Source organism: Sporomusa sp. 246TCP1 (assembly GCF_057319775.1).
Genome location: NZ_CM170492.1, coordinates 5,561,827 through 5,583,982, shown reverse-complemented (window position 1 = coordinate 5,583,982; position 22,156 = coordinate 5,561,827). Strand labels below are relative to the sequence as shown.

General features: G+C 43.4%; 21 protein-coding genes, 6 tRNA genes and 1 other annotated feature. All 27 genes read right to left on the bottom strand.

What is annotated here, in order from left to right:
- Positions 1-17 precede the first annotated feature (17 nt).
- The 27 genes from rpsL to rlmB all read right to left on the bottom strand — a co-directional run bounded on the left by rpsL (position 18) and on the right by rlmB (position 22,102).
- Positions 18-401, bottom strand: coding sequence for a 30S ribosomal protein S12 (rpsL, locus tag AC1ECB_RS26355; RefSeq protein WP_021168689.1), 384 nt, complete (start codon positions 399-401; stop codon positions 18-20).
- 105 nt (positions 402-506) lie between these two features.
- Positions 507-761 (bottom strand): L7Ae/L30e/S12e/Gadd45 family ribosomal protein, encoded by a 255-nt coding sequence (locus AC1ECB_RS26350; protein ID WP_021168688.1) that lies wholly within the window; start codon positions 759-761, stop codon positions 507-509.
- A gap of 149 nt (positions 762-910) precedes the next feature.
- Positions 911-1,162, bottom strand: coding sequence for a hypothetical protein (locus AC1ECB_RS26345; protein ID WP_485666544.1), 252 nt, complete (start codon positions 1,160-1,162; stop codon positions 911-913).
- A gap of 12 nt (positions 1,163-1,174) precedes the next feature.
- The gene (locus AC1ECB_RS26340) at positions 1,175-1,453 is read right to left on the bottom strand and encodes an AbrB/MazE/SpoVT family DNA-binding domain-containing protein (RefSeq protein ID WP_485666543.1); all 279 of its coding nucleotides are present in this window, start codon (positions 1,451-1,453) and stop codon (positions 1,175-1,177) included.
- A gap of 252 nt (positions 1,454-1,705) precedes the next feature.
- Positions 1,706-5,674, bottom strand: coding sequence for a DNA-directed RNA polymerase subunit beta' (rpoC, locus tag AC1ECB_RS26335; RefSeq protein WP_485666542.1), 3,969 nt, complete (start codon positions 5,672-5,674; stop codon positions 1,706-1,708).
- A gap of 33 nt (positions 5,675-5,707) precedes the next feature.
- Positions 5,708-9,508: a DNA-directed RNA polymerase subunit beta gene (gene rpoB / locus AC1ECB_RS26330; RefSeq protein ID WP_485666541.1), complete on the bottom strand. Its 3,801-nt coding sequence runs from the start codon at positions 9,506-9,508 to the stop codon at positions 5,708-5,710.
- 393 nt (positions 9,509-9,901) lie between these two features.
- Entirely contained in the window at positions 9,902-10,273 is a 372-nt protein-coding gene (gene rplL, locus AC1ECB_RS26325) for a 50S ribosomal protein L7/L12 (protein WP_021168682.1), read from the bottom strand.
- A 79-nt stretch (positions 10,274-10,352) separates the two neighbouring features.
- Complete coding sequence (rplJ, locus tag AC1ECB_RS26320) at positions 10,353-10,883, bottom strand: 50S ribosomal protein L10 (protein WP_021168681.1); 531 nt, start codon at positions 10,881-10,883, stop codon at positions 10,353-10,355.
- Between the two features lie 28 nt (positions 10,884-10,911).
- Positions 10,912-11,062: a sequence feature (ribosomal protein L10 leader region), on the bottom strand.
- Positions 11,063-11,115: 53 nt separating this feature from the next.
- Complete coding sequence (gene rplA / locus AC1ECB_RS26315; protein WP_485666540.1) at positions 11,116-11,820, bottom strand: 50S ribosomal protein L1; 705 nt, start codon at positions 11,818-11,820, stop codon at positions 11,116-11,118.
- Positions 11,821-11,888: 68 nt separating this feature from the next.
- Complete coding sequence (gene rplK, locus AC1ECB_RS26310) at positions 11,889-12,314, bottom strand: 50S ribosomal protein L11 (protein WP_021168679.1); 426 nt, start codon at positions 12,312-12,314, stop codon at positions 11,889-11,891.
- A gap of 18 nt (positions 12,315-12,332) precedes the next feature.
- A complete protein-coding gene (gene nusG / locus AC1ECB_RS26305) occupies positions 12,333-12,875 on the bottom strand; it encodes a transcription termination/antitermination protein NusG (protein WP_094607436.1) in 543 nt (180 codons plus the stop codon).
- Positions 12,876-12,911: 36 nt separating this feature from the next.
- On the bottom strand, positions 12,912-13,127 hold the full coding sequence (secE, locus tag AC1ECB_RS26300; protein ID WP_021168677.1) for a preprotein translocase subunit SecE: 216 nt from the start codon (positions 13,125-13,127) through the stop codon (positions 12,912-12,914).
- Positions 13,128-13,152: 25 nt separating this feature from the next.
- Positions 13,153-13,228, bottom strand: a tRNA-Trp gene (locus AC1ECB_RS26295).
- A 30-nt stretch (positions 13,229-13,258) separates the two neighbouring features.
- The gene (rpmG, locus tag AC1ECB_RS26290) at positions 13,259-13,408 is read right to left on the bottom strand and encodes a 50S ribosomal protein L33 (RefSeq protein ID WP_021168676.1); all 150 of its coding nucleotides are present in this window, start codon (positions 13,406-13,408) and stop codon (positions 13,259-13,261) included.
- Between the two features lie 214 nt (positions 13,409-13,622).
- Positions 13,623-14,825, bottom strand: a complete 1,203-nt coding sequence (gene tuf / locus AC1ECB_RS26285; RefSeq protein ID WP_485666539.1) for an elongation factor Tu — start codon at positions 14,823-14,825, stop codon at positions 13,623-13,625.
- A 165-nt stretch (positions 14,826-14,990) separates the two neighbouring features.
- A tRNA-Met gene (locus AC1ECB_RS26280) sits at positions 14,991-15,067 on the bottom strand.
- A 9-nt stretch (positions 15,068-15,076) separates the two neighbouring features.
- Positions 15,077-15,152 (bottom strand) — tRNA-Thr (locus tag AC1ECB_RS26275).
- A gap of 9 nt (positions 15,153-15,161) precedes the next feature.
- Positions 15,162-15,237, bottom strand: a tRNA-Met gene (locus AC1ECB_RS26270).
- 20 nt (positions 15,238-15,257) lie between these two features.
- A tRNA-Tyr gene (locus tag AC1ECB_RS26265) sits at positions 15,258-15,342 on the bottom strand.
- A gap of 80 nt (positions 15,343-15,422) precedes the next feature.
- A tRNA-Thr gene (locus AC1ECB_RS26260) sits at positions 15,423-15,498 on the bottom strand.
- A gap of 103 nt (positions 15,499-15,601) precedes the next feature.
- Entirely contained in the window at positions 15,602-16,402 is an 801-nt protein-coding gene (locus tag AC1ECB_RS26255; RefSeq protein WP_485666538.1) for an undecaprenyl-diphosphate phosphatase, read from the bottom strand.
- A 117-nt stretch (positions 16,403-16,519) separates the two neighbouring features.
- Positions 16,520-17,224 (bottom strand): DUF421 domain-containing protein, encoded by a 705-nt coding sequence (locus tag AC1ECB_RS26250; protein WP_485666537.1) that lies wholly within the window; start codon positions 17,222-17,224, stop codon positions 16,520-16,522.
- 139 nt (positions 17,225-17,363) lie between these two features.
- A complete protein-coding gene (locus AC1ECB_RS26245; RefSeq protein ID WP_021168672.1) occupies positions 17,364-18,461 on the bottom strand; it encodes a 6-phosphofructokinase in 1,098 nt (365 codons plus the stop codon).
- A 100-nt stretch (positions 18,462-18,561) separates the two neighbouring features.
- Positions 18,562-19,281 (bottom strand): RNA polymerase sporulation sigma factor SigH, encoded by a 720-nt coding sequence (gene sigH, locus AC1ECB_RS26240; RefSeq protein ID WP_485666536.1) that lies wholly within the window; start codon positions 19,279-19,281, stop codon positions 18,562-18,564.
- A gap of 165 nt (positions 19,282-19,446) precedes the next feature.
- Positions 19,447-19,965 (bottom strand): NYN domain-containing protein, encoded by a 519-nt coding sequence (locus AC1ECB_RS26235; protein WP_485666535.1) that lies wholly within the window; start codon positions 19,963-19,965, stop codon positions 19,447-19,449.
- A 38-nt stretch (positions 19,966-20,003) separates the two neighbouring features.
- Complete coding sequence (locus tag AC1ECB_RS26230; protein WP_485666534.1) at positions 20,004-21,353, bottom strand: VanW family protein; 1,350 nt, start codon at positions 21,351-21,353, stop codon at positions 20,004-20,006.
- The gene (rlmB, locus tag AC1ECB_RS26225) at positions 21,350-22,102 is read right to left on the bottom strand and encodes a 23S rRNA (guanosine(2251)-2'-O)-methyltransferase RlmB (RefSeq protein ID WP_485666533.1); all 753 of its coding nucleotides are present in this window, start codon (positions 22,100-22,102) and stop codon (positions 21,350-21,352) included. The genes AC1ECB_RS26230 and rlmB overlap by 4 nt, the downstream gene beginning before the upstream one ends.
- Between the last annotated feature and the right edge of the window lie 54 nt (positions 22,103-22,156).

Here is a 22,156-nt window from a genome sequence, read left to right as displayed (position 1 = left end):
TGCAGCAGGTCTAGTAATTATTTCTTGGCAGCAGCGGCCTTTTTAGCACCATATTTCGAACGGCCCTGACCACGCTTGGCAACACCAGCGGTGTCAAGAGCTCCACGAACAATGTGATAACGCACACCTGGCAAGTCCTTTATTCTGCCGCCGCGGATAAGTACAACCGAGTGTTCTTGCAAGTTGTGACCAATACCCGGGATGTAGGCAGTTACTTCAATGCCGTTAGTCAAACGCACACGAGCAACTTTACGGAGTGCAGAGTTAGGTTTTTTGGGAGTAGTTGTATATACCCTCGTGCATACACCACGTTTCTGTGGACATTCCTTAAGTGCAGGAGCAGTAGACTTTTGCAGTAACGACTCCCGGTTTTTGCGCACTAATTGATTAATTGTTGGCATGTTATTAAGCGCACCTCCTTCCCCAATCTCGTTATTTATTATTAAAAATTTCAGCCACCGACAAGCATGTGGATAAAATTATTAACGACCTGTCCCCATACTGACTTATTTCAATAATGCTACAGCCGCCGCAGCTACTTCAATACCACAAGCTTTTCCCAGTTCAGTCATGGTTGACTGATCGTCAACCTGGACTTCTTTTTGATTACATAGCAGTGCAAGTGGAGCAACTACCCGTCTATCAGCATCAGCAGCAAGGTATACCTTGGTAGCCAGACCTTTTTCCACAGCTCGCACCGTTTGTTTAGCACCAATGGCTTTCTTGCCACTCTTGAAAACTTCCAGTTCTTCACTGTTCACGGCGTCCAACTCCTTCGGAAAAATGCAATATTCCCAAGACACTCTAATATATTATCATTTTGGTTTCTAAATGTCAATAAAGTATTAGAGTTTCTGCGGATATTTATAACCACTATCCCGGGTGTTTCCAAAATGCAAAATACTACTGCTTAATTTTTATCCCTGATACTATATCTATATCCTAATAGCTTAGTCTTTCTAAATCTTTTGTTTGAATTAATAATCTCCAAGGCAGACAGTTCCCGTAAATCACCCCATATGCCTAGACGGGATAATTTTTCTGCATCATAATAACCATACTTATAAGCATATGCATTCCACTCCTCATGACTGGGCCAGTAACCTTTTTCTTTTATATACATTATAAGTGCTTGCGTAGATTTAATTAACTCTGGATACATTAGATACCTCCACTAAGTTATCCCCGTAAACATTGATGAATTATCAGCAGCTTTTTGCCTCATAGCTGAAAGGCATTCCTTACAGACATTTTTTTCCTTGAACTTCGTTACCTCATCTCTACTGCCGCAAAGTACACAAGCCAACTCGTATTTCCGCAAAATAATTTGATCATTGTAGGTATATATTTCGAGACCATCATATTCTTTAATGCCAAAGGTACGGCGTAATTCGATAGGCAATACAACTCTACCAAGTTGATCAATTCTTTTAACAATTCCAGTAGCTCTCATTTTCTCTCCTTTTTTTACCCTATTCAACGTAAACATATTTGAATTATATTCCTCTATTTTTAGATTTTTTTTAGAAAAGACTGGAAAATTATTGCCGCCCACCAGGACGAACCCGGTAGACGCCACGCAAAGAGCCTATAATCCTAGTAAAATCAACATCTACAGGATTATAGGCTCTATTTTACCACTATACCGGGTGTTTCATAATACTAAAACTGGGAACGGTGTAAACCGTCCCCAGTATGTGTATGCTTATTCAACTGGGAATTCTTCCTCCACTTGATCAGAAACAACTTTTTTTAATCGAATGTTACGGTAACGACTCATGCCTGTACCAGCAGGAACAAGTTTACCAATTATAACATTCTCTTTAAGCCCCAATAGTGGATCAACCTTACCTTTTATGGCCGCTTCGGTGAGCACGCGTGTGGTCTCCTGGAAGGAAGCCGCAGATAAGAAGGAATCAGTGGCCAGCGAGGCTTTCGTAATACCAAGAAGAATGGGTCTGGCAATGGCGGGTTCTCCGCCAGCTTCAATAGCCTTAGCATTTTCTTCTTCAAAGGTATTCAAATCAATATACTCGCTTGGCAGAAGATCGGTGTCGCCTGCCTCCTCCACCTTGACTTTGTGGAGCATCTGACGAACCATAACTTCAATGTGCTTATCGTTTATTTCAACACCTTGGGATTTATATACTTTTTGAACTTCGTACACCAGATACCGTTGTGTGGCTTTTAGCCCGCTAACCCGCAAAATATCATGCGGATTAACGGCACCCTCAGTCAGACGATCACCTGCCTCAACCATTTGACCTTCGCTGACAATTAGTCGTGAGCCATAAGGTATTGGGTATACACGTTCTTCACCCAGGGACGCGTCTGCCGGATAAATGGTAACTCGGCGCATACCTTTGATTTCTTTTATTTCCGCCCTACCGTCAACTTCAGTAATAATAGCCTGACGTTTAGGTTTACGGGCCTCGAACAATTCTTCTACCCTCGGCAAGCCCTGGGTAATATCGTCACCAGCAACACCGCCGGTATGAAACGTTCTCATTGTAAGCTGAGTACCTGGTTCACCGATAGACTGAGCAGCGATAATACCGACAGCCTCACCGACATCGACCATGTGGCCTGTGCCCAAGTTACGGCCATAGCAATTAATACATACACCATAACGGGAACGGCAAGTGAGTACTGAGCGGATGGAAACCTTATCACGTACTTTAACAACCTTCTCAGCCAATTCTTCCGTAATCAGGTCACTAATCTTGACAATAATCTCACCGGTGGCTGGATCAATAATATCTTCCGCCGCCATTCTGCCGACGATTCGATCTTTAAGTGATTCAATTACACCAGAGCCTTCTGTGATAGCCTCAACTTCAATTCCTCTAACATTATTATTCCGCACTTTAACTTCTTTAACAGAACTAGCTAAAACAGCCTCAATGTGTTCTTCGGTAAACGGCGTATCAGCAGGAACAAGCTCGACGCCATCCCTGGTTTTGATGGCCTCTGTTGTGTTTTTGCCAAGCATCTCACGGATCATAGCTTCTTTGAGAGCAGCGCGTACTTTCTCTTCCGGTGCACCAAGAACAATGGTTTCAGCAGCTGCACGACCGACATCTTCTTCTATTTCATCTGCCTGACCTTCAATCATGATTTCCGGAACACCATTTTCACCAATTAAGCGTAAGGCATCTTCATCAAGTAGTGTTCCTTGGGGCAAAATTATATCTAATGTTTTGGGATCTAATACATCCTGAGCCAAAACTCTGCCTAACAAGCTATCTTTCAGCATATCAATTGCCCCGGCACTTGACTTAGCTAAACGAGCCCGTTCCCGCACTAGGTTAAGTCCGACAACATCACAATCTTCTTCACGAACGATAACGTCTTGGGCGACATCAACAAGCCGACGGGTAAGGTAACCGGAGTCAGCTGTCCTAAGTGCAGTATCTGCCAAGCCTTTACGCGCTCCATGAGTAGAGATAAAGTACTCTAACACGGTCAAGCCTTCCCGGAAATTAGCTTTTATCGGCAAGTCGATGATTCGTCCGGAAGGATCGGCCATAAGACCCCGCATACCGGCCAACTGACGTATCTGCTGAATATTACCACGGGCACCGGAGTTAGCCATCATATATACCGGATTAAAGCGATCCAGGCTGTTCATGAGCGCTGTGGTAACATCATCAGTTGCCTTGGTCCAAAGATCAATCGTCTTTTTATAGCGCTCATCATCAGTAATCAAGCCGCGACGATACTGTTTATCAATGGTGTCAACTTTTATCTCAGCCGTCGATAAAATTTCTTTCTTGGCAGCTGGAATCTTGATGTCTGAAATCGCTATGGTTATCCCGGCGCGACAGGCAAACGAGAAACCAAGACGTTTTACAGCATCTAGTACAACTGCTGTTTTGGCATTACCAAAAGTTTGGTAGGAGTCAGCAACTAATTTACCAAGCTGCTTTTTGTCCATTATCTTACCTAAATGCCAGCCATCGTCCTGTTTGGAAAAATGCCTGAGCTCTGGCGGCAATACTTCATTAAAAATCACTCGACCTAATGTGGTATGTACCAAGCCATAGCCGTCTAAACGCATTTTTATTTTTTCGTGTAACCCCAGCACCTTATGCTGATAAGCTAGTAATCCTTCGTTTAAGCTTGAAAAAGCTCTGATTTTACCATCTTCAGGTTCTTTTTCAATCGTTAAATAGTAAGCACCCAATACCATATCCTGAGTAGGCGTAGCTACCGGCCTGCCATCTTTGGTGGATAAGATATTATGCGCTGACAGCATCAGCATGCGTGCCTCGGCCTGGGCTTCGGCTGAAAGTGGTACGTGCACGGCCATTTGGTCGCCATCAAAGTCCGCATTATAGGCAGTACATACCAAAGGATGAATTTTAATAGCCCGCCCTTCGGACAATACCGGTTCGAATGCCTGAATACCAAGTCTGTGCAGGGTCGGTGCACGGTTTAAGAGTACTGGATGTTCTTTGATGACCTCTTCCAGTACATCCCATACCTCAGGACGAACCCTTTCCACCATCCGTTTAGCACTTTTAATATTATGAGCATGACCGGCATTAACCAGCTTTTTCATAACAAAAGGTTTAAACAGTTCCAGCGCCATTTCTTTAGGCAGACCGCATTGGTGTAACTTAAGTTCCGGACCAACTACGATAACCGAGCGTCCAGAATAATCAACCCGTTTGCCCAAAAGGTTTTGCCTAAACCGCCCTTGCTTACCTTTAAGCATATCACTCAAAGATTTTAAAGGGCGATTACCAGGACCGGTGACAGGGCGCCCACGTCGTCCGTTGTCGATAAGCGCATCCACAGCTTCTTGCAACATGCGTTTTTCGTTGCGCACGATGATATCAGGTGCACCTAAATCTAACAGTCTCTTTAGGCGGTTATTGCGGTTAATTACCCGGCGATACAGATCATTTAAGTCAGAAGTGGCAAACCGTCCGCCATCCAATTGAACCATGGGGCGCAATTCCGGCGGAATAACAGGTACTACGTCCATAATCATCCAGGCTGGGTTATTTCCTGATTTACGGAAGGCTTCTGTAACTTCCAAACGTCTAATCGCCCGGATTTTACGCTGTCCGCTTACTTCTTTTAGTTCCTGGCGGAGTTCACGACTCATCTTTTCTAAATCAAGTTCTTCCAGCAACTTTTTGACAGCTTCCGCACCCATGCCAACCTTGAATGCGCTGCCATATTTATCGCGGTGTTCCCGGTACTCATTTTCATTTAAAAGTTGTTTTTTCATAAGCGGCGTATCGCCTGGATCAAGCACAATATAGGAAGCAAAATATAAAACTTTTTCCAGTGAGCGTGGTGAAACGTCCAAAATGAGTCCCATCCTGCTGGGTATACCTTTAAAATACCAGATATGAGAGACTGGTGCAGCCAGCTCAATATGCCCCATTCGGTCACGCCGGACTTTGGATCGAGTTACTTCTACGCCACATCGATCACAAATAATACCTTTATAACGAATCCGCTTATACTTACCGCAATGACATTCCCAATCCCGGGTTGGCCCAAAAATCTTTTCACAGAACAAACCCTCTCGTTCGGGTTTTAGCGTACGGTAATTAATGGTTTCCGGTTTTTTAACTTCACCGTGCGACCACTTAAGAATTTGCTCCGGTGATGCCAGACCAATACGCATTGAATCAAAATTATTTACGTCTAACAAGGGGTTATCGCTCCCTTCTAACTAGTCTAAATCCTAGTCTTCTAGGACTTCTTCCAAATCTTCATGGGAAGTAGACTTTTTAGCATTTTCCTTGAGCTTCGCAGCATTGCTTGCAGAGGACTGCAAATCAAATTCATCTTCATGGGATCTATGAGCCGCATCAGGCTCCATTTCACCAATCTCAGCAATAATATCAAGTTCTTCTTCCAGCGGTTCGATGTCATCATTTGCTTCTAGTTCGTCAACCATGTCCGCCTCAAAGTCCGTCTTTTTACGTTCAAGCGAGGCTTTCGGCATGTCATCACCAATATTCAATTCTAATTCTTTAGCTGTTTCATTGATGTCTTCGTCTGAGTCCCGAATCATAATTTCTTGGTCATCTTCTGTCAGTATCTTAATATCAAGGCCGATACTCTGGAGTTCTTTGATCAGTACCTTGAAGGATTCAGGCACGCCTGGTTCAGGTATATTTTCGCCTTTTACAATGGCCTCATAGGTTTTTACGCGACCAACAACATCGTCAGACTTGACAGTTAATAATTCTTGCAGAGTATAGGCGGCTCCGTATGCTTCCAAGGCCCACACTTCCATCTCACCGAAACGCTGACCGCCAAACTGCGCTTTACCACCAAGCGGCTGTTGCGTTACAAGCGAGTACGGACCAGTAGAACGAGCATGAATTTTATCATCAACCAAGTGATGCAGTTTGAGCATATACACATAACCAACAGTAACGTGATTATCAAATGGTTCACCTGTTCTGCCATCAAACAGTTCGGTCTTGCCATCTTCTGATAAACCGGCAGCTTTTAATGTGTTAATGACGTCAGTCTCAGTGGCGCCATCAAATACTGGTACAGCCAAATGAATACCAGCCTTATCCGGTTCAGGCATTCCATTTTTGTCAAAATCATAATTGACCGCTTTCAGTCTATCAGCTACGGTCGGATCGCCCAGCTTAATCTGCATGCCAATAGCAGCGGCAGCACGACCTAAGTGAGTTTCAAGTACCTGACCAATATTCATACGCGATGGTACGCCTAGTGGATTTAATACGATTTGAACAGGTGTGCCATCAGGCAGGAAAGGCATATCCTCCTTCGGCATTATCCGGGAAACGACACCTTTGTTGCCGTGACGACCGGCCATTTTGTCACCTTCAGAGATTTTACGTTTTTGGGCGATATAGCATCGTACCAGCTGGTTTACACCTGGTGGCAATTCGTCGCCATTTTCACGGGTAAAGACCTTTACATCAACAATCTTACCTGCTTCGCCATGCGGTACTCTAAGTGAGGTGTCACGAACCTCGCGGGCTTTCTCACCAAAGATGGCCCGTAATAATCGTTCTTCGGCAGTCAGTTCAGTTTCGCCTTTTGGTGTTACTTTACCAACCAGGATATCCCCTGGACGAACTTCTGCACCAACACGGATTATGCCGCGATCATCAAGATCACGCAGTACGTCTTCGGCAACGTTTGGAATGTCACGGGTAATTTCTTCAGGACCAAGCTTGGTATCACGGGCATCACATTCATATTCTTCAATATGTATAGAGGTAAATACATCGGCTTTTGTTAAGTCCTGGCTTAGGAGAATAGCATCTTCGTAATTGTAGCCTTCCCAAGGCATAAAAGCTACCAGTACATTAAAGCCTAAAGCCAGTTCACCGTTATCGGTGGCCGGTCCATCAGCAAGCACTTGCCCCTTAACAATAGTATCGTTTTTGTATACGATGGGTTTCTGATTAATACATGTTCCCTGGTTGGAACGCAAGTATTTAAGCAACTTATAGGTATCAAGCGCACCCTTTTCGGTACGAATATGGATTTCTGTGGCTGTTACTTTTTCAACAACACCCGCATTTTTTGCCAAAATTACAACCCCGGAATCACGGGCGGCTTTATATTCCATGCCAGTACCGACAAGTGGTGCCTGCGTTCTAAGAAGCGGTACAGCCTGACGCTGCATGTTTGCCCCCATCAACGCCCTGTTAGCATCATCATTTTCCAGGAAGGGTATCATGGCAGTAGCAATAGATACTACTTGTTTGGGCGATACGTCCATATAGTCAACTTTTTCAGCTGGAACTACCAATATTTCATTTCTGTAGCGACAGGTAACACGCGGCTCCACAAACCAGCCATTTTCGTCCAAAACATCATTAGCCTGGGCAACAATCATTTCATCTTCTTCGTCAGCCGTCAAATAGTATACTTCTTCTGTTACCCGATGCTCTTGTTTGTTGACTTTACGATATGGTGTCTCAATAAAACCGAATTCATTAATTCGTCCAAAAGTGGAAAGTGAACCGATAAGACCGATGTTTGGACCTTCAGGTGTCTCAATCGGACACATCCGGCCATAGTGGGAATGGTGGACGTCACGAACCTCAAAACCAGCACGTTCCCGGCTAAGACCACCAGGGCCGAGGGCACTGAGACGCCGTTTATGAGTAAGTTCAGCCAACGGATTGGTCTGATCCATGAACTGGGATAATTGACTGGACCCAAAAAATTCTTTTATGGCAGCAACCACTGGTCGGATGTTTATGAGCGCCTGCGGCGTAATTACATCAATATCCTGAATAGTCATACGTTCTTTAACTACCCGTTCCATCCGGGACAAACCAATGCGGAACTGGTTTTGCAAAAGTTCGCCTACTGAGCGCAATCGACGATTACCTAAATGGTCAATATCATCAGTAGTTCCATGACCCTCTGTTAAGTTAAGAAGATAGCTAATGGAAGCAATAATATCTTCTTTCGTAATGGTACGATGCGTAAATGGCAATACTGTATTAAGCAGCAATTTTACAGATGTACCATCTTTTTGTTTAATCCAAGCTTCATTCAGGCCCACATCGTCAAAAACTTTAGCAGCAGCGACCCTATTAAGAACGTCCTCATCTACTTGTGTATTTTCATCTACTACAAGTTCACCAGTTTCTTTATCCACCAGCGGCTGAGCAAGAACTTTTCCTAACAGACGGCGACGCCACCCTAACTTTTTGCCAAGTTTATAGCGCCCTACAGTAGCCAAGTCATAGCGCTTAGGATCAAAAAATAACGTTTCAAGCAATTGCGCAGCATTATCTACCGTTGGCGGTTCACCAGGACGCAATCGTTTGTAGATTTCGACAAGAGCCTCTTCGCGTGAATCTGTGTTGTCTCGTTCCAGTGTCGCCCGAATGCGAACATCCTCATTAAAGAGTTCAGAAATCACGCCATTAGATACATAGCCTAATGAACGGATCAGGACAGTTACTGGTAACTTACGGGTGCGATCGACGCGAACAGATATAACATCATTGGCGTCAGTCTCAAGTTCCAGCCAGGCACCACGATTAGGAATCACAGTCGCATTATACAGTTTCTTACCGGTAGCATCAATGCTCTCACCATAATATACTCCAGGTGAGCGCACTAATTGGCTGACAATAACCCGTTCAGCGCCATTAATGATAAATGTACCGTTGTCGGTCATGAGTGGAAAATCACCCATAAATACTTCTTGTTCTTTTATTTCCTGTGTTTCTTTGTTGTATAGCCGAACACTAACACGAAGCGGAGCGGCGTAGGTAACATCCCGCTCTTTACATTCCTCAACATCATACTTAGGTTCGCCCAGTGTAAAGTTTTCAAACGATAGGATCAGGTTGCCGGTAAAGTCCTGGATTGGAGAGATATCATGAAATATCTCTTGTAAACCCTCCTTAAGAAACCAACGATACGAATTCTTCTGAATTTCAATAAGGTTGGGCATGTCCAGCACTTCTTTAATTTTGGCATAACTATACCTGAATCTTTTGCCCACCGGAACAGGATTAAACATTAACCCCTTCACCCCTTAGCCATTTTGCCTGGCATATTGCATTATTCACAGCTTACACATAAGCAAGCGATATTTCGCAAATACTAAGCCAGCAAATGAATGATTAAATAAATACAAAACAAAGCAAGGTTCTTTTCGTTTTTGGTAAGGACCTTGCCTTTTTTTTCGATGAAAAACGATTCATCCTCCATTATATTACTATTTCCTGCCATTCCATAATTTATACAAGGTTTTGCTATGATTCTGCTAATACACAGTAAAATAAATATGTACGGCAATATATAATGTTATCACGTAACTTTTACTATGTCAAGAACTTTTACCCTTATATGTATAGTTTTTCAATTGAAAAAAGGAGCACCAGTAGGTGCTCCTTCCTTTATTAAGCTTAAATTACTTAACTTCGACAGTTGCGCCAGCTTCTTCAAGTTTAGCTTTAAGAGCGTCAGCATCAGCCTTGGAGATTTTCTCTTTAATGGCTTTAGGAGCGCCGTCAACCAGTTCTTTAGCTTCTTTGAGGCCAAGACCGGTAACTTCGCGCACCACTTTAATAACATTGATTTTGCTCGCACCAGCGCTGGTTAAAATTACATCAAACTCGCTTTGTTCTGCAGCAGCAGCAGCAGCCCCGGCAGCAGGAGCAGCAGCTACAGCTACAGGAGCAGCAGCAGATACGCCAAATTTTTCTTCAAGCGCTTTTACCAGTTCGGAAAGTTCAAGCACAGTCATTTGCTCAATAGCTTCCATAATTTGTTCTTTAGTCATTTTAAAATTCCTCCATAAACTTTCATTAAAATAATTTTTTTAGGCAACAATCAAATCGATTTGTTTACAAGATCCTCGCTTAAGCGGATTCTTTTTGTTTACGAACAGCTTCAAGCGCATACACCAGGTTGCGCAACGAACCAGAAAGTACGTTGACAAAACCGGCAATAGGAGCCTGCATGCCAGCCAGCACTTGAGCAATAAGAACTTCCCGTGCCGGCAAGCTGGCTAGAGCTTTAACACTGTCAGCATCAATCACTTTTCCTTCAACCAAACCAGCTTTTACTTCCAGAGCTTGCAACTTATTCTCTTTTACAAAGTCAGCAATGACTTTAGCTGGGGCTACCGGATCAGTGTAAGACATAGCAATAGCAGTCGGGCCTTCCAGATAAGGATCAAGACCTTCAATACCAGCTTCTTTAGCAGCAATGCGTGTCATGGTATTTTTGAATACACGGTATTCCACGCCAGCTTCCCGTAATTGACGGCGAAGCTTGGTATCCTGTGCCACAGTCAAACCACGGTAATTAGTTAAAACAGCACCTTTGGTAGTACTGAGCTTTTCTTTAATCCCAGCAACCGTCTGCAGTTTTTCTTGAGTTACAGCCATTTAGATTACACCTCCTTAATCAAGTATTCTTGAAACCAAAAAGCGACCCACGGTGTAAACACCGGAGGCCGCATAATAACTAGTTAGTAGTTATATCTTGCAATTCTCCGGCCTCGGCAGGAAAGTTTCAACAAACTTTTACATAAACCTGCTGTCTACAGCCGCATATTATTCATAAATACCCATTTGCGTTATTGCTACTGAGTATTCCCATATAATATTCTATATAATATTATTCTTTTTTACCCGCAGATTTAAGCGGGTTAACTTTAACACCAGGTCCCATTGTTGAACTTAAGGAAATGTTCCGCATATACTGGCCTTTGGCCGCAGCGGGCTTAACCTTAATCAATGTATCAATCAGGGTATGGAAATTTGCGAGCAGTTTTTCGTTGTCGAAAGATGCTTTACCAATCGGAGCATGGATATTACCAGCTTTATCGGTACGGTATTCAATCTTACCGGCTTTAATTTCGTTAATGGCACGTGTTACATCAAGAGTAACAGTCCCTACTTTAGGATTAGGCATTAAACCTTTTGGGCCGAGAATTTTGCCAAGACGCCCTACCATACCCATCATGTCCGGCGTGGCTACTGCAACGTCAAAATCAGCCCAACCACCCTGGATTTTTTCTACCATATCTTCGGCACCTACAAAGTCGGCACCAGCAGTTTCCGCTTCTTTGGCTTTTTCGCCTTTGGCAAAAACAAGAACTTTTTTACTCTTACCTGTGCCATGAGGAAGTACAACAGCACCACGCACTTGCTGATCAGCATGTTTCGGATCAACACCCAGTTTGACAGCAATTTCTACTGTTTGATCAAACTTTGCGGTAGCAGTTTTTTTGATAAGTTCTACTGCTTCTTCAGGATCATACAACTTATCCTTATCAATGAGCTTAGCAGCTTCAATATACTTTTTACCATGTTTTGGCATATTATTTTTCCTCCTTTGTGGTAATAACGGAAGTACATAGTCCTCCCACGCAAGACTGCAACAATCTATTAGTCAACAATCTCAATGCCCATACTGCGGGCAGTACCCTCAATCATCCGCATAGCAGCTTCAACGCTAGCGGCATTCAGGTCTTGCATTTTGGTTTCTGCAATTTCTCTAACCTGATCACGTTTTACTTTGGCAACCTTCTTCTTGTTCGGTTCGCCGGAAGCTGTTTCAATACCAGCAGCCTTTTTAAGAAGAATAGGTGCAGGTGGAGTTTTGGTAACAAAGGTAAATGATCTATCTTCAAATACCGTAATTTCCACCGGAATGATAAGACCGGCTTGGCTGGCCGTTCTTTCGTTAAACTCTTTAACAAAAGCCATGATATTGACACCAGCTTGACCAAGTGCCGGACCTACGGGAGGAGCCGGAGTGGCTTTGCCAGCGGGAACTTGCAGTTTTACAAGCTTTACAACCTTTTTAGCCATTTATTATATTACACCTCCTTAATCAACTTTCGTAATCTGTGTGAAATCAAGTTCTACTGGTGTTTCACGACCAAACATATTGACAAGCACCTTGATCTTGCCTCGTTCAGGATTAATTTCAACTACAGTGGCTGTCCAATTTTCAAAAGCACCTGCAGTGATACGTACCAATTGGTCAAGCTCAATATCAATTTTAGGTTTCGCATCTTCTATTCCCATTGACTTGAGGATATGTTTCACTTCATTTTCGCTCAACGGAATAGGCTTGGTTCCCGACCCGACAAAACCGGTAACACCCGGAGTGTTACGAACAACATACCAGGAACGGTCTGTAACAATCATTTCTACCAAAACATATCCGGGGAAAACCTTTTTCTTGGTAATTTTTTTCTTACCATCTTTTATTTCCACTTCATCTTCCATAGGTACAAGCACACGGAAAACTTCATCTTCCATCGCCATGGAATGAACTTTTTTCTCCAGATTGGCTTTTACCTTATTTTCATAACCGGAATATGTATGGATAACATACCAATGTTTTTCGAGTTTTTCGGATTCCATAGCCTCAAGGGACGTATTGCGTCCCCCACCCCCAGTCTACTTGATGATAGCCTTTAAAATTTGAGCGAAAGAAGCATCAAGCACCCAAATCAAGGCCGCGACAACAGTAACCGTCACAAATACAACCCCTGTAAAGGAAATAAGCTCTGCCTTGCCTGGCCATGTTACCTTTTTAAGTTCAGCTTTTACTTCCCGTAAAAATTTTTTCCAGCGCGATGCATTCGACTGGATAGCTGTTTCCTGGGCGGCCATTTTCTCACATCCTGTGCATACGTTTTGGCAGGGGCAGAAGGACTTGAACCCTCAACCAACGGTTTTGGAGACCGCTACTCTACCAATTGAGCTATACCCCTACAGTGTAGCGAAGTTACCCTATCTTAGAATTACTTTGTTTCTTTGTGCAGCGTCTGTTTTTTGCAAAACTTGCAGTATTTGTTGAATTCCAATCTATCCGGGTCATTTTTTTTGTTTTTATTGGTCTGATAATTGCGTTGTTTGCATTCTGTGCAGGCCAATGTTACCGCGTTGCGCATCCTGTTACACCTCTCTTACCAGTAAATATAGCATCATGCCTATTTATTGATAACACTTTTTTTAAATGTCACTAATACAATTTATCATAATTATATCAGTGTGTCAATAGCCCACAGGCTCGGGTATGTCAATAAATAAAGCAGGGTTATCCCCCGCTCTATTATTATATCAGGCAATGACCAATTTATACCTTTTTTCGTAAAATATTAGCAGTTATTCTTCAATAGCAGTTACAACACCAGCGCCTACCGTACGGCCGCCTTCACGGATAGCAAAGCGCAGACCTTCTTCAATAGCAATTGGGGTAATAAGCGCTATATTCATTTGAATGTTATCGCCAGGCATTACCATTTCTACGCCTTCTGGCAAAGTAACAACACCTGTTACGTCTGTTGTTCTAAAGTAGAATTGCGGACGATAACCATTAAAGAACGGGGTATGACGGCCGCCTTCTTCTTTGGACAATACATATACTTCGGATTTGAATTTGGTGTGCGGTTTAATACTGCCAGGCTTGGCCAGTACCTGTCCACGCTCGATTTCCTTACGTTCAACACCTCTTAAAAGTGCACCAATATTGTCACCGGCTACTGCCGAATCCAATAGTTTCCGGAACATTTCTACACCAGTTACAACTGTTGATTTCGGTTTTTCACTCATGCCAACGATCTCCACTGTATCACCGACTTTTACTTCGCCACGTTCTACACGGCCGGTTGCTACTGTGCCACGGCCAGTGATGGTAAATACGTCTTCTACAGGCATCAGAAAGGTTTTATCGGTAGCACGAACCGGAGTCGGAATATATTCGTCAACTTTAGCCATCAGTTCATGGATTTTGCCACACCATTCGCATTCAGGGCTCGCGCAACCGCAGTTAAGCACTTTTACAGCAGAACCTGATACGACCGGAATGTCGTCACCTGGGAATTCGTAGCTGGTGAGAAGTTCACGAACTTCCATTTCTACTAGTTCCATCAGTTCAGCGTCATCAACCAAGTCGGCTTTGTTTAAGAATACAACCATGGCAGGTACGCCAACTTGGCGGGACAGCAAAATGTGTTCGCGAGTTTGCGGCATCGGGCCGTCAGCTGCCGATACAACCAGGATAGCGCCGTCCATTTGCGCTGCGCCGGTGATCATGTTTTTAACATAGTCAGCATGGCCTGGGCAGTCCACGTGGGCATAATGGCGAGCTGCAGTTTCATACTCAACGTGAGCTGTGTTGATGGTGATACCGCGTTCTCTTTCTTCCGGTGCTTTGTCAATCATGTCATAAGCCATGAATTCAGCGCCACCGTGTTTTGCCAATGTCATGGTAATGGCAGCAGTCAGCGATGTTTTGCCATGGTCAACGTGACCGATAGTACCAATGTTAACATGTGGTTTGTTTCTTTCAAACTTTTTCTTAGCCATTTAAGTTAATAGCCTCCCTTACTATATCTTTAATTGCCACTATAGTATACAGCTTTTTACAAAATTAGAAATTCTATCTCCTATGTAAAAATCCTGCTGCAAAAAGTTACTAAATAAAACTTTCATAGATAAAAAACCTTGCAATTAATTGCAAAGTTTTTTATCTGGTGGCGGCGCAGGGATTTGAACCCCGGACACTGCGGGTATGAACCGCATGCTCTAGCCAACTGAGCTACGCCGCCGTATTAAAATGGAGCTAGTGACCGGGATTGAACCGGTGACCTTATCCTTACCAAGGATACGCTCTACCGACTGAGCTACACCAGCGAAAGTTCTTGGTTGCGGGGACAGGACTTGAACCTGTGACCTTCGGGTTATGAGCCCGACGAGCTACCAACTGCTCCACCCCGCGATATAAGGTGAAAAAGGCCTTGGTGGAGGGAGGTGGATTCGAACCACCGAAGTCAAAGACGGCAGATTTACAGTCTGCTCCCTTTAGCCACTCGGGAATCCCTCCAAGATTATTTATTAGAGAATGTTCTTTGCTACGGCTTGGAGAATTAAGCAACTTATTCTAATTCCCTACCTGCTTAAGAATGGAGCTGGCGAGAGGAATTGAACCCCCAACCTGCTGATTACAAGTCAGCTGCTCTACCAATTGAGCTACGCCAGCATCATTTTTCGAGAATTCGCCTCAGTGACAAAACTTATTATATAATAGTCTATAGACTATGTCAACATCTTTTAGGCCTTAATTATATTACTTTTATTTACATTTACCTTAGGAAAAAGTAGTAATAGGATATACCTGCAACAATAAACCGATAATAGGCAAATGAAGCCAGCGTCGAGTTATTTAGGAAACGCAAAAACCATACAATGGATATATACGCCGTAATAAATGCAACAATAAAGCCAATTATAAATAGGTTAAACTCAGCCATACTCAATTTATCCCAGATCTTCATTAAATCATAAACACAGGCAACAAGCATTAACGGCACAGCGATAATAAAAGAAAATTCAGCTGCTGCTTTACGGCTCATCCCAAAGAATAAACCACCCGCAATAGTTGATCCTGAACGCGAAAAACCTGGCCACAGTGATAACACTTGAAACAACCCCACCCAAAATGCCTGTTTAATTGTCATGCTATCAACACTATGAGTAACCGGACGATTTGCCATTTTTTCAGCCACCAACATAAAAATTGCACCAACTATCAAGCCAATAATTACAGTATACGGAGAAAATAAGTAGGTCTTTATCGGTTTATGTAAAAAAAATGCTATTCCCATGACAGGCACAATCCCAACCAGAATGTGCATAGCAGTTAGTCCATTACCATAAATATTAATGGGGCGCGGCCTAATCATAGCTAAAAACTTGTCTCGATACAAAATTAGTACAGATAAAATAGCACCCAATTGAATAAACACTTCAAATACACTGGCCTTTTCCCCTTCAAATCCCAGCAGCGAACCAACTAAGATCATATGTCCGGTTGAAGAAATAGGCAGAAATTCTGTCAATCCCTCCACTACGCCAATAATTACTGCAATGATATTTTCACTCACATAGTCACTTCCTTAGTCTTTGTTGTTGTGCCATCCCAATAGGACGATGTTACTATTTTACCATATTCATCGCAATATCCTGCATAATTAAAAAAATAAATTAAAAAGTCGAGGATTTCAGTGTAAAAATACACTTTGTCCCCGAGCATTCTCATTTACTATATGCAGCCGTTTATTTTGATCCATGAAAGCAATAAACACATTATGAATAGTATCTTGGTGCTGGCGGCGAAATTCTTCAATCTGTCGCTTAGAAAGTCCCATCTCTGCCAAAGCATTTTCTTGCAGCTTCCCCTCCAAAATTACCGGTATTAAAACACTGTTCGGGGTTACGCTAAAGTTAACCTGACTTGGTGTCAATGGCAGATGTTCTGCTTTTTTAAGTACACTTAATCTGCCATACGGCTCCAAAATAGCAAGCTCTACAGTGGTAATATCAAATGCATCCTTTTCCCGCAAAAGTTGCAATAAGGTCTCTACAGGCATCCGCACTTTACGTAAGTTTTTTTTGATAATCTGACCATCTTCCACCAGCACAAGCGGCTTAAAATTCAGTTTGTGATTAACTGGGCGAACCTTGATGCTAAGCCAGCCGAAAAAAAGCTGCATACCTCCGAGCGCCAGCAGGGCAATTAATGAACTAACAAGTTCAATCCGGTGATCCACAATTAATGCACCGGCCACTGCCCCAATGGTGATTGAAGTCAAGAAGTCAAACGAACTAAACTCACTGACCTGACGGCGACCAGTGATCAGCATAATGATAAGCAACACGCCCATGCCTGCAACTACCCTAAATAGGGTAATGCCCAAGGTTTCCATTACAGCCCTCCACTGCATATCTATATAACTGCTAAGGTTTGGCAACACACCACACGCCTGTGCCTGCAACTTCCTTACTGCAGAAAATATAGAAAAACTACGCAATATTTAGACTTAGTGTAACCATATAACTATTTTTTTAATCTCCAAAACAAATACCAATAGACCTTCCAGCTTTTAATAATTCGTCGTTGGCTGTTACATTATTTGCTTTGCCGGCAATATCTACGATTGGCACACGAATAATCTCATTTTTCCGCAAAGCCACCATGTTGCCGAAAGCCCCCTCAAACAGACACTCTGCAGCCGCCACACCATACCGGGTAGATAATACCCGATCAAAGGCAGTTGGTGTACCACCCCGCTGAACATGCCCCAGCACCGTGCAACGAGATTCAATACCGGTAAGACTTTCTAGTTGTCGTGCCAACTTTTCCCCTGCACCACCTAATCGAATCTTCTCATGGCTGCCTTCTACAATACGTGATACCGATATCTCCCCACCTTGGGGATAGGCCCCTTCGGCAATAACAATTAGACTAAACAAACGGCCGCGCTGCTGACGTTCTTCAATCTTGGCGATAATCGCATCTATTTGAAAGGGTATCTCTGGAATCAAGATACAGTCAGCACCACCTGCTATCCCCGCATGCAGCGCAATCCAGCCAGCATATCGACCCATAACCTCCAGCACCATGACCCGATGATGAGATTCAGCCGTGGTATGAAGCCGGTCAAGCGCATCGGCAGCCACACCGACAGCGGTATCAAATCCGAAAGTCCGCTCGGTTCCCGGTATATCATTATCAATCGTTTTTGGCACAGCCACTACCGGCAAACCCAATTGATAAAATTCTGAGCCAATCTTAAGACTGCCATCACCGCCAATCACCACAAGTGCTTCAATGTCCCGTTGCCGCAAATTGTTAAGTGCCTGACCGGACATATCCTTATATACGGTTTTGCCCCCTTGCATCGTGGGATAATTAAACGGATTATCGCGATTGGTTGTCCCTAATATTGTTCCTCCACGCGGCAAGATACCGGCAACATATTCATCTGTCATCTCAATAACTTGGTTTTCAACCATACCGCCAAAACCGTTTTTTATCCCCCACACCTTAAGCCCATGCCCAATCCCAGTCCTGACAACAGCCCTAATAACAGCGTTAAGTCCAGGCGCATCTCCGCCGCCTGTAAGTACAGCAATACTTTTTACTTTGCTTGCATTGATCATCTAATAATCACCTCATCAAAGTAGTTTCACCAGAATAATGCCAAAAATGACACCTACTCCTGGTGTCATTTTTGGCTGCCGTTATTGCTCAAAATTAACATTATTCAGCTAACTCTGTCTGAGAATCTTTATTAAGACTGGTAAGACCTTTATATACACCACGGATATCGCTGTCATCACCGCGGTTTTCCAGATATCGTTCGAGTTTGCGCTTTACTCGCTGCAAAGCGTTATCAATCGACTTAACATGGCGCTCTAGCTCAACGGCAATCTCCTGGTAAGACTTGCCATCAAGATAAGCCATCAGCACTTTCCATTCAAGATCGCTCAAAATTTGGCCCATTTTTTCTTCAATATCAATAAATTCCTCACGGCTGATCACCAATTCTTCCGGATCGGTCACTTTCGAACCAGATAATACATCTAACAGCGTGCGGTCAGAATCTTCATCATAAATAGGCTTATTTAGCGAAACATAAGAGTTCAAGGGAATATGTTTCTGCCGGGTAGCCGTCTTAATTGCAGTAATAATCTGTCGTGTTACACACAATTCGGCAAATGCTCTAAAGGAAGAGAGCTTGTCATTGCGAAAGTCGCGAATGGCCTTATATAAGCCAATCATGCCTTCCTGAATGATATCTTCACGCTCAGCGCCAATTAAAAAATACGATCTGGCCTTAGCCCGCACGAAATTGCGATATTTGTTAATCAAATACTCCAGAGCGACCGTGTTGTCATTATCTTTGGCGTCGAATACTATTTCTTCATCAGTTAAGTTATCAAAACAACCGTAAAGATCGCGTTGAGTATTTACTCGCATCGCATCGCCCCCATAAGTTTTCTTTTACTGCATATAAGTGAGTACAACCCCACTTTTTCTCTGCACAGCATTTGCATACCATAGAAAAATAAAAATGCACTAAAGATCTTAGTGCCGCAGCCTCGCCGCATGTCTGTCATATAGATTATACTTGTTCGAACTAAGTTAGTCAAGCCCATCCCGTCGCATAGCATCAAGGCGTTTTAAGATATCTGCTTCCAAACGGCTGCCAACTTCATGACGGTCACGCGCTACTATCTTTCGCGAAAGGCCAGCTGCGATTTCCTTTTTGACAGCGTCAATATCATTTTTTAGTTCCCGCGTCGATATCCGATAAGCTCCTGCTCCTAAAATAAACATTTGCTCGGCCCAGTCGGAGGTAACAACATAGATTTTCTTATTGTGGCGGCCAAGGTCGTATACCATTTTTTCAATATAGCTGTCAGCTGTTTCGCCTTCTTTCGTATAAATCACTGTAAGCACGCCAGTTCTACTTTGGCTGACACTTTTTTCTGTTGTCAAATGAGCATCAAATACTATTGTTGTCCTAAATCTTTTATATGCGCCGTATTCACTGATTATATCCACGAGTTTGTCACGGGCATATTCTAGATTATCTCTAATAGCAATGAGTTCAGGCCAAGCGTTAATCACATTATAGCCGTCAACAATTAACAATTCCATTGAGAAAAATTCTCCAATCTTACTCCTACAGATAGCGGCTACAGCTTTGATTGTACCGCTTTAGGCTCTGGCCCAAACCGTATTAGCGTATTATCTGGAGCGTATTTGTCATGCGATACGATTTCACGTTGTAATTCTTTACCTGCGCTGTTACGTGTGATGCGTACAACAGTTACTTCATACCCAGGCTTCCCTTGCCTTTCTATTTTATTTTCGCCAGGCAGAAGTGCTGGGTCAGATTCTTTTATAATAGCCGGCTGAATAACTTGCTGCCGGGTTGTAATAATATCAATATTTTTTTCAGGCAGCCGCTGACCAAATATACCTACATTGAGCTTATTGCCTATAGTTTCGGCCATAATCATAACCGGTGCCGGACTGTTGTTAACAAATTTAAAATCCAGTATATTGTACACGACAGTAGCATCCCGTCCCAGCGGTACATAGGAAAGCGGTTTAGAATGATTCGTACGTTCAACAATAGCAAGTCCTGACAAGAGTACCGCATTATATAAGGTTGATGAAACCTGACACACACCTCCGCCTACTCCTGGTACAAACTCACCATTAATTATCTCCATCGCTTCTTTGAATCCCTGTGATTTTTCCCGTGGTCCAACAGTATCATTATAAGAAAAAATTTGGCCAGGATACAGTAGTTTACCGGCAATCTTCTGTGCTGACAATTTTATATTGGCTGTCCGGTTAACATCCTCAGTATTAAATTGGGTAGTATACCTGGCCATAAGTTCTTGGATACCGTTTTCAGCAAGATCGCTGGCCGTAATTTCGGGATAAACCGGAGTAACCGGCAAAGCAGCTGTACTAGCATCGGTTCGATTAAGGGCAAGAAGTATTAGTTCTTTTAGCTCAGTTACATTAAGTTCACGCCCCTCTTCCTCTGGTACAACTCTTCCGGTCCACAAACTTAAGGTCGCGTTACAGGGCGGACGGTTAACTGTCTCTTGCAGTTGTTCTACTATGCTATCTAATTTATTTTCATTATACTTGATCCTTAGGGGGATAGACCAGCCCTCAGCCTCAGCATTACGAATTTTTTTCAGTCTGGCCCACAGGGGGCCTTCGCGTCCAAACATCCATACGGCCTCAGCTGTTGCCTCTTCATCGATGCTATAATCAAGATTTTCAGGCTCGATACGAAATGTTGTATCTTCATAAGACAATAAGATGGGCCTGGTTTTTTGATCCTTTTGCCAGGTGACGAGCAGTTGCGCTACTTCCTCCCGTGTTTTTCCGCCAACTTCGACATTAGCAATAGATACCCCCGCATAAACAGTTTGCGAAAACAAAGGTCTGGCCAGCCCAAAAACGGCTATCCCTGCAATACTTACCGTCACTGCCAGAATAATACCGGCCCAACGTTTCACTTTCCATTCAGCTCCCTTTGTCTTAGAACTTCATACAACAGCAAGGAACAGGCGACAGAGGCATTTAATGACGCGATCTGTCCGCGCATAGGAATCTTCACAATAAAATCACAGGCCTCTTTAGTCAATCGCCCCATTCCCTCTCCTTCACTGCCGACAACAATTACTACCGGACCTGTAAGATCGGCCTCATAATAATTTTTTGTACCATCCATATCGGCCCCCACAACCCAAAGGCCCTGTTTCTTTAAGGCTTTCAGGGTTTGTGATACATTACCAATCCTGGCAACAGGTACATGTTCAACTGCTCCTGCGGATGTTTTCGCCACAGTTTGGGTAAGTGGACAACTACGCCGTTTAGGTATAAGTACACCGTGAACGCCACTGGCATCTGCAGTGCGTAATATAGCTCCAACATTGTGTGGATCAGCAAGTTCATCTAAAAGAACTAAAAATGGCGGTTCATTTTTTCCATAGGCAATCGATAAAATATCATCAACCTCAACATAAGCTACCGGTGCCGCCATGGCGACTACTCCTTGGTGGCGCACTCCGGCTGAAAGTTGCTCAAGTTTAGCAACATCCACTTCTTGTATAATGATTCCCTGCTCACGGGCTTGACTAATAATCTCGCGAACTGACCCCTGGCGTTCACCTTTAGCAACAAGAATTTTATTTAGTGACCGCCCGGCTTTCAGCGCCTCAAGCACACTATTGCGTCCTACAATAATTTCTGCATCCTCAGACATGATGATTCGCTCCTCCGGCTTGTGCCTCATTTTTTATAGTTATTATTATGAAAA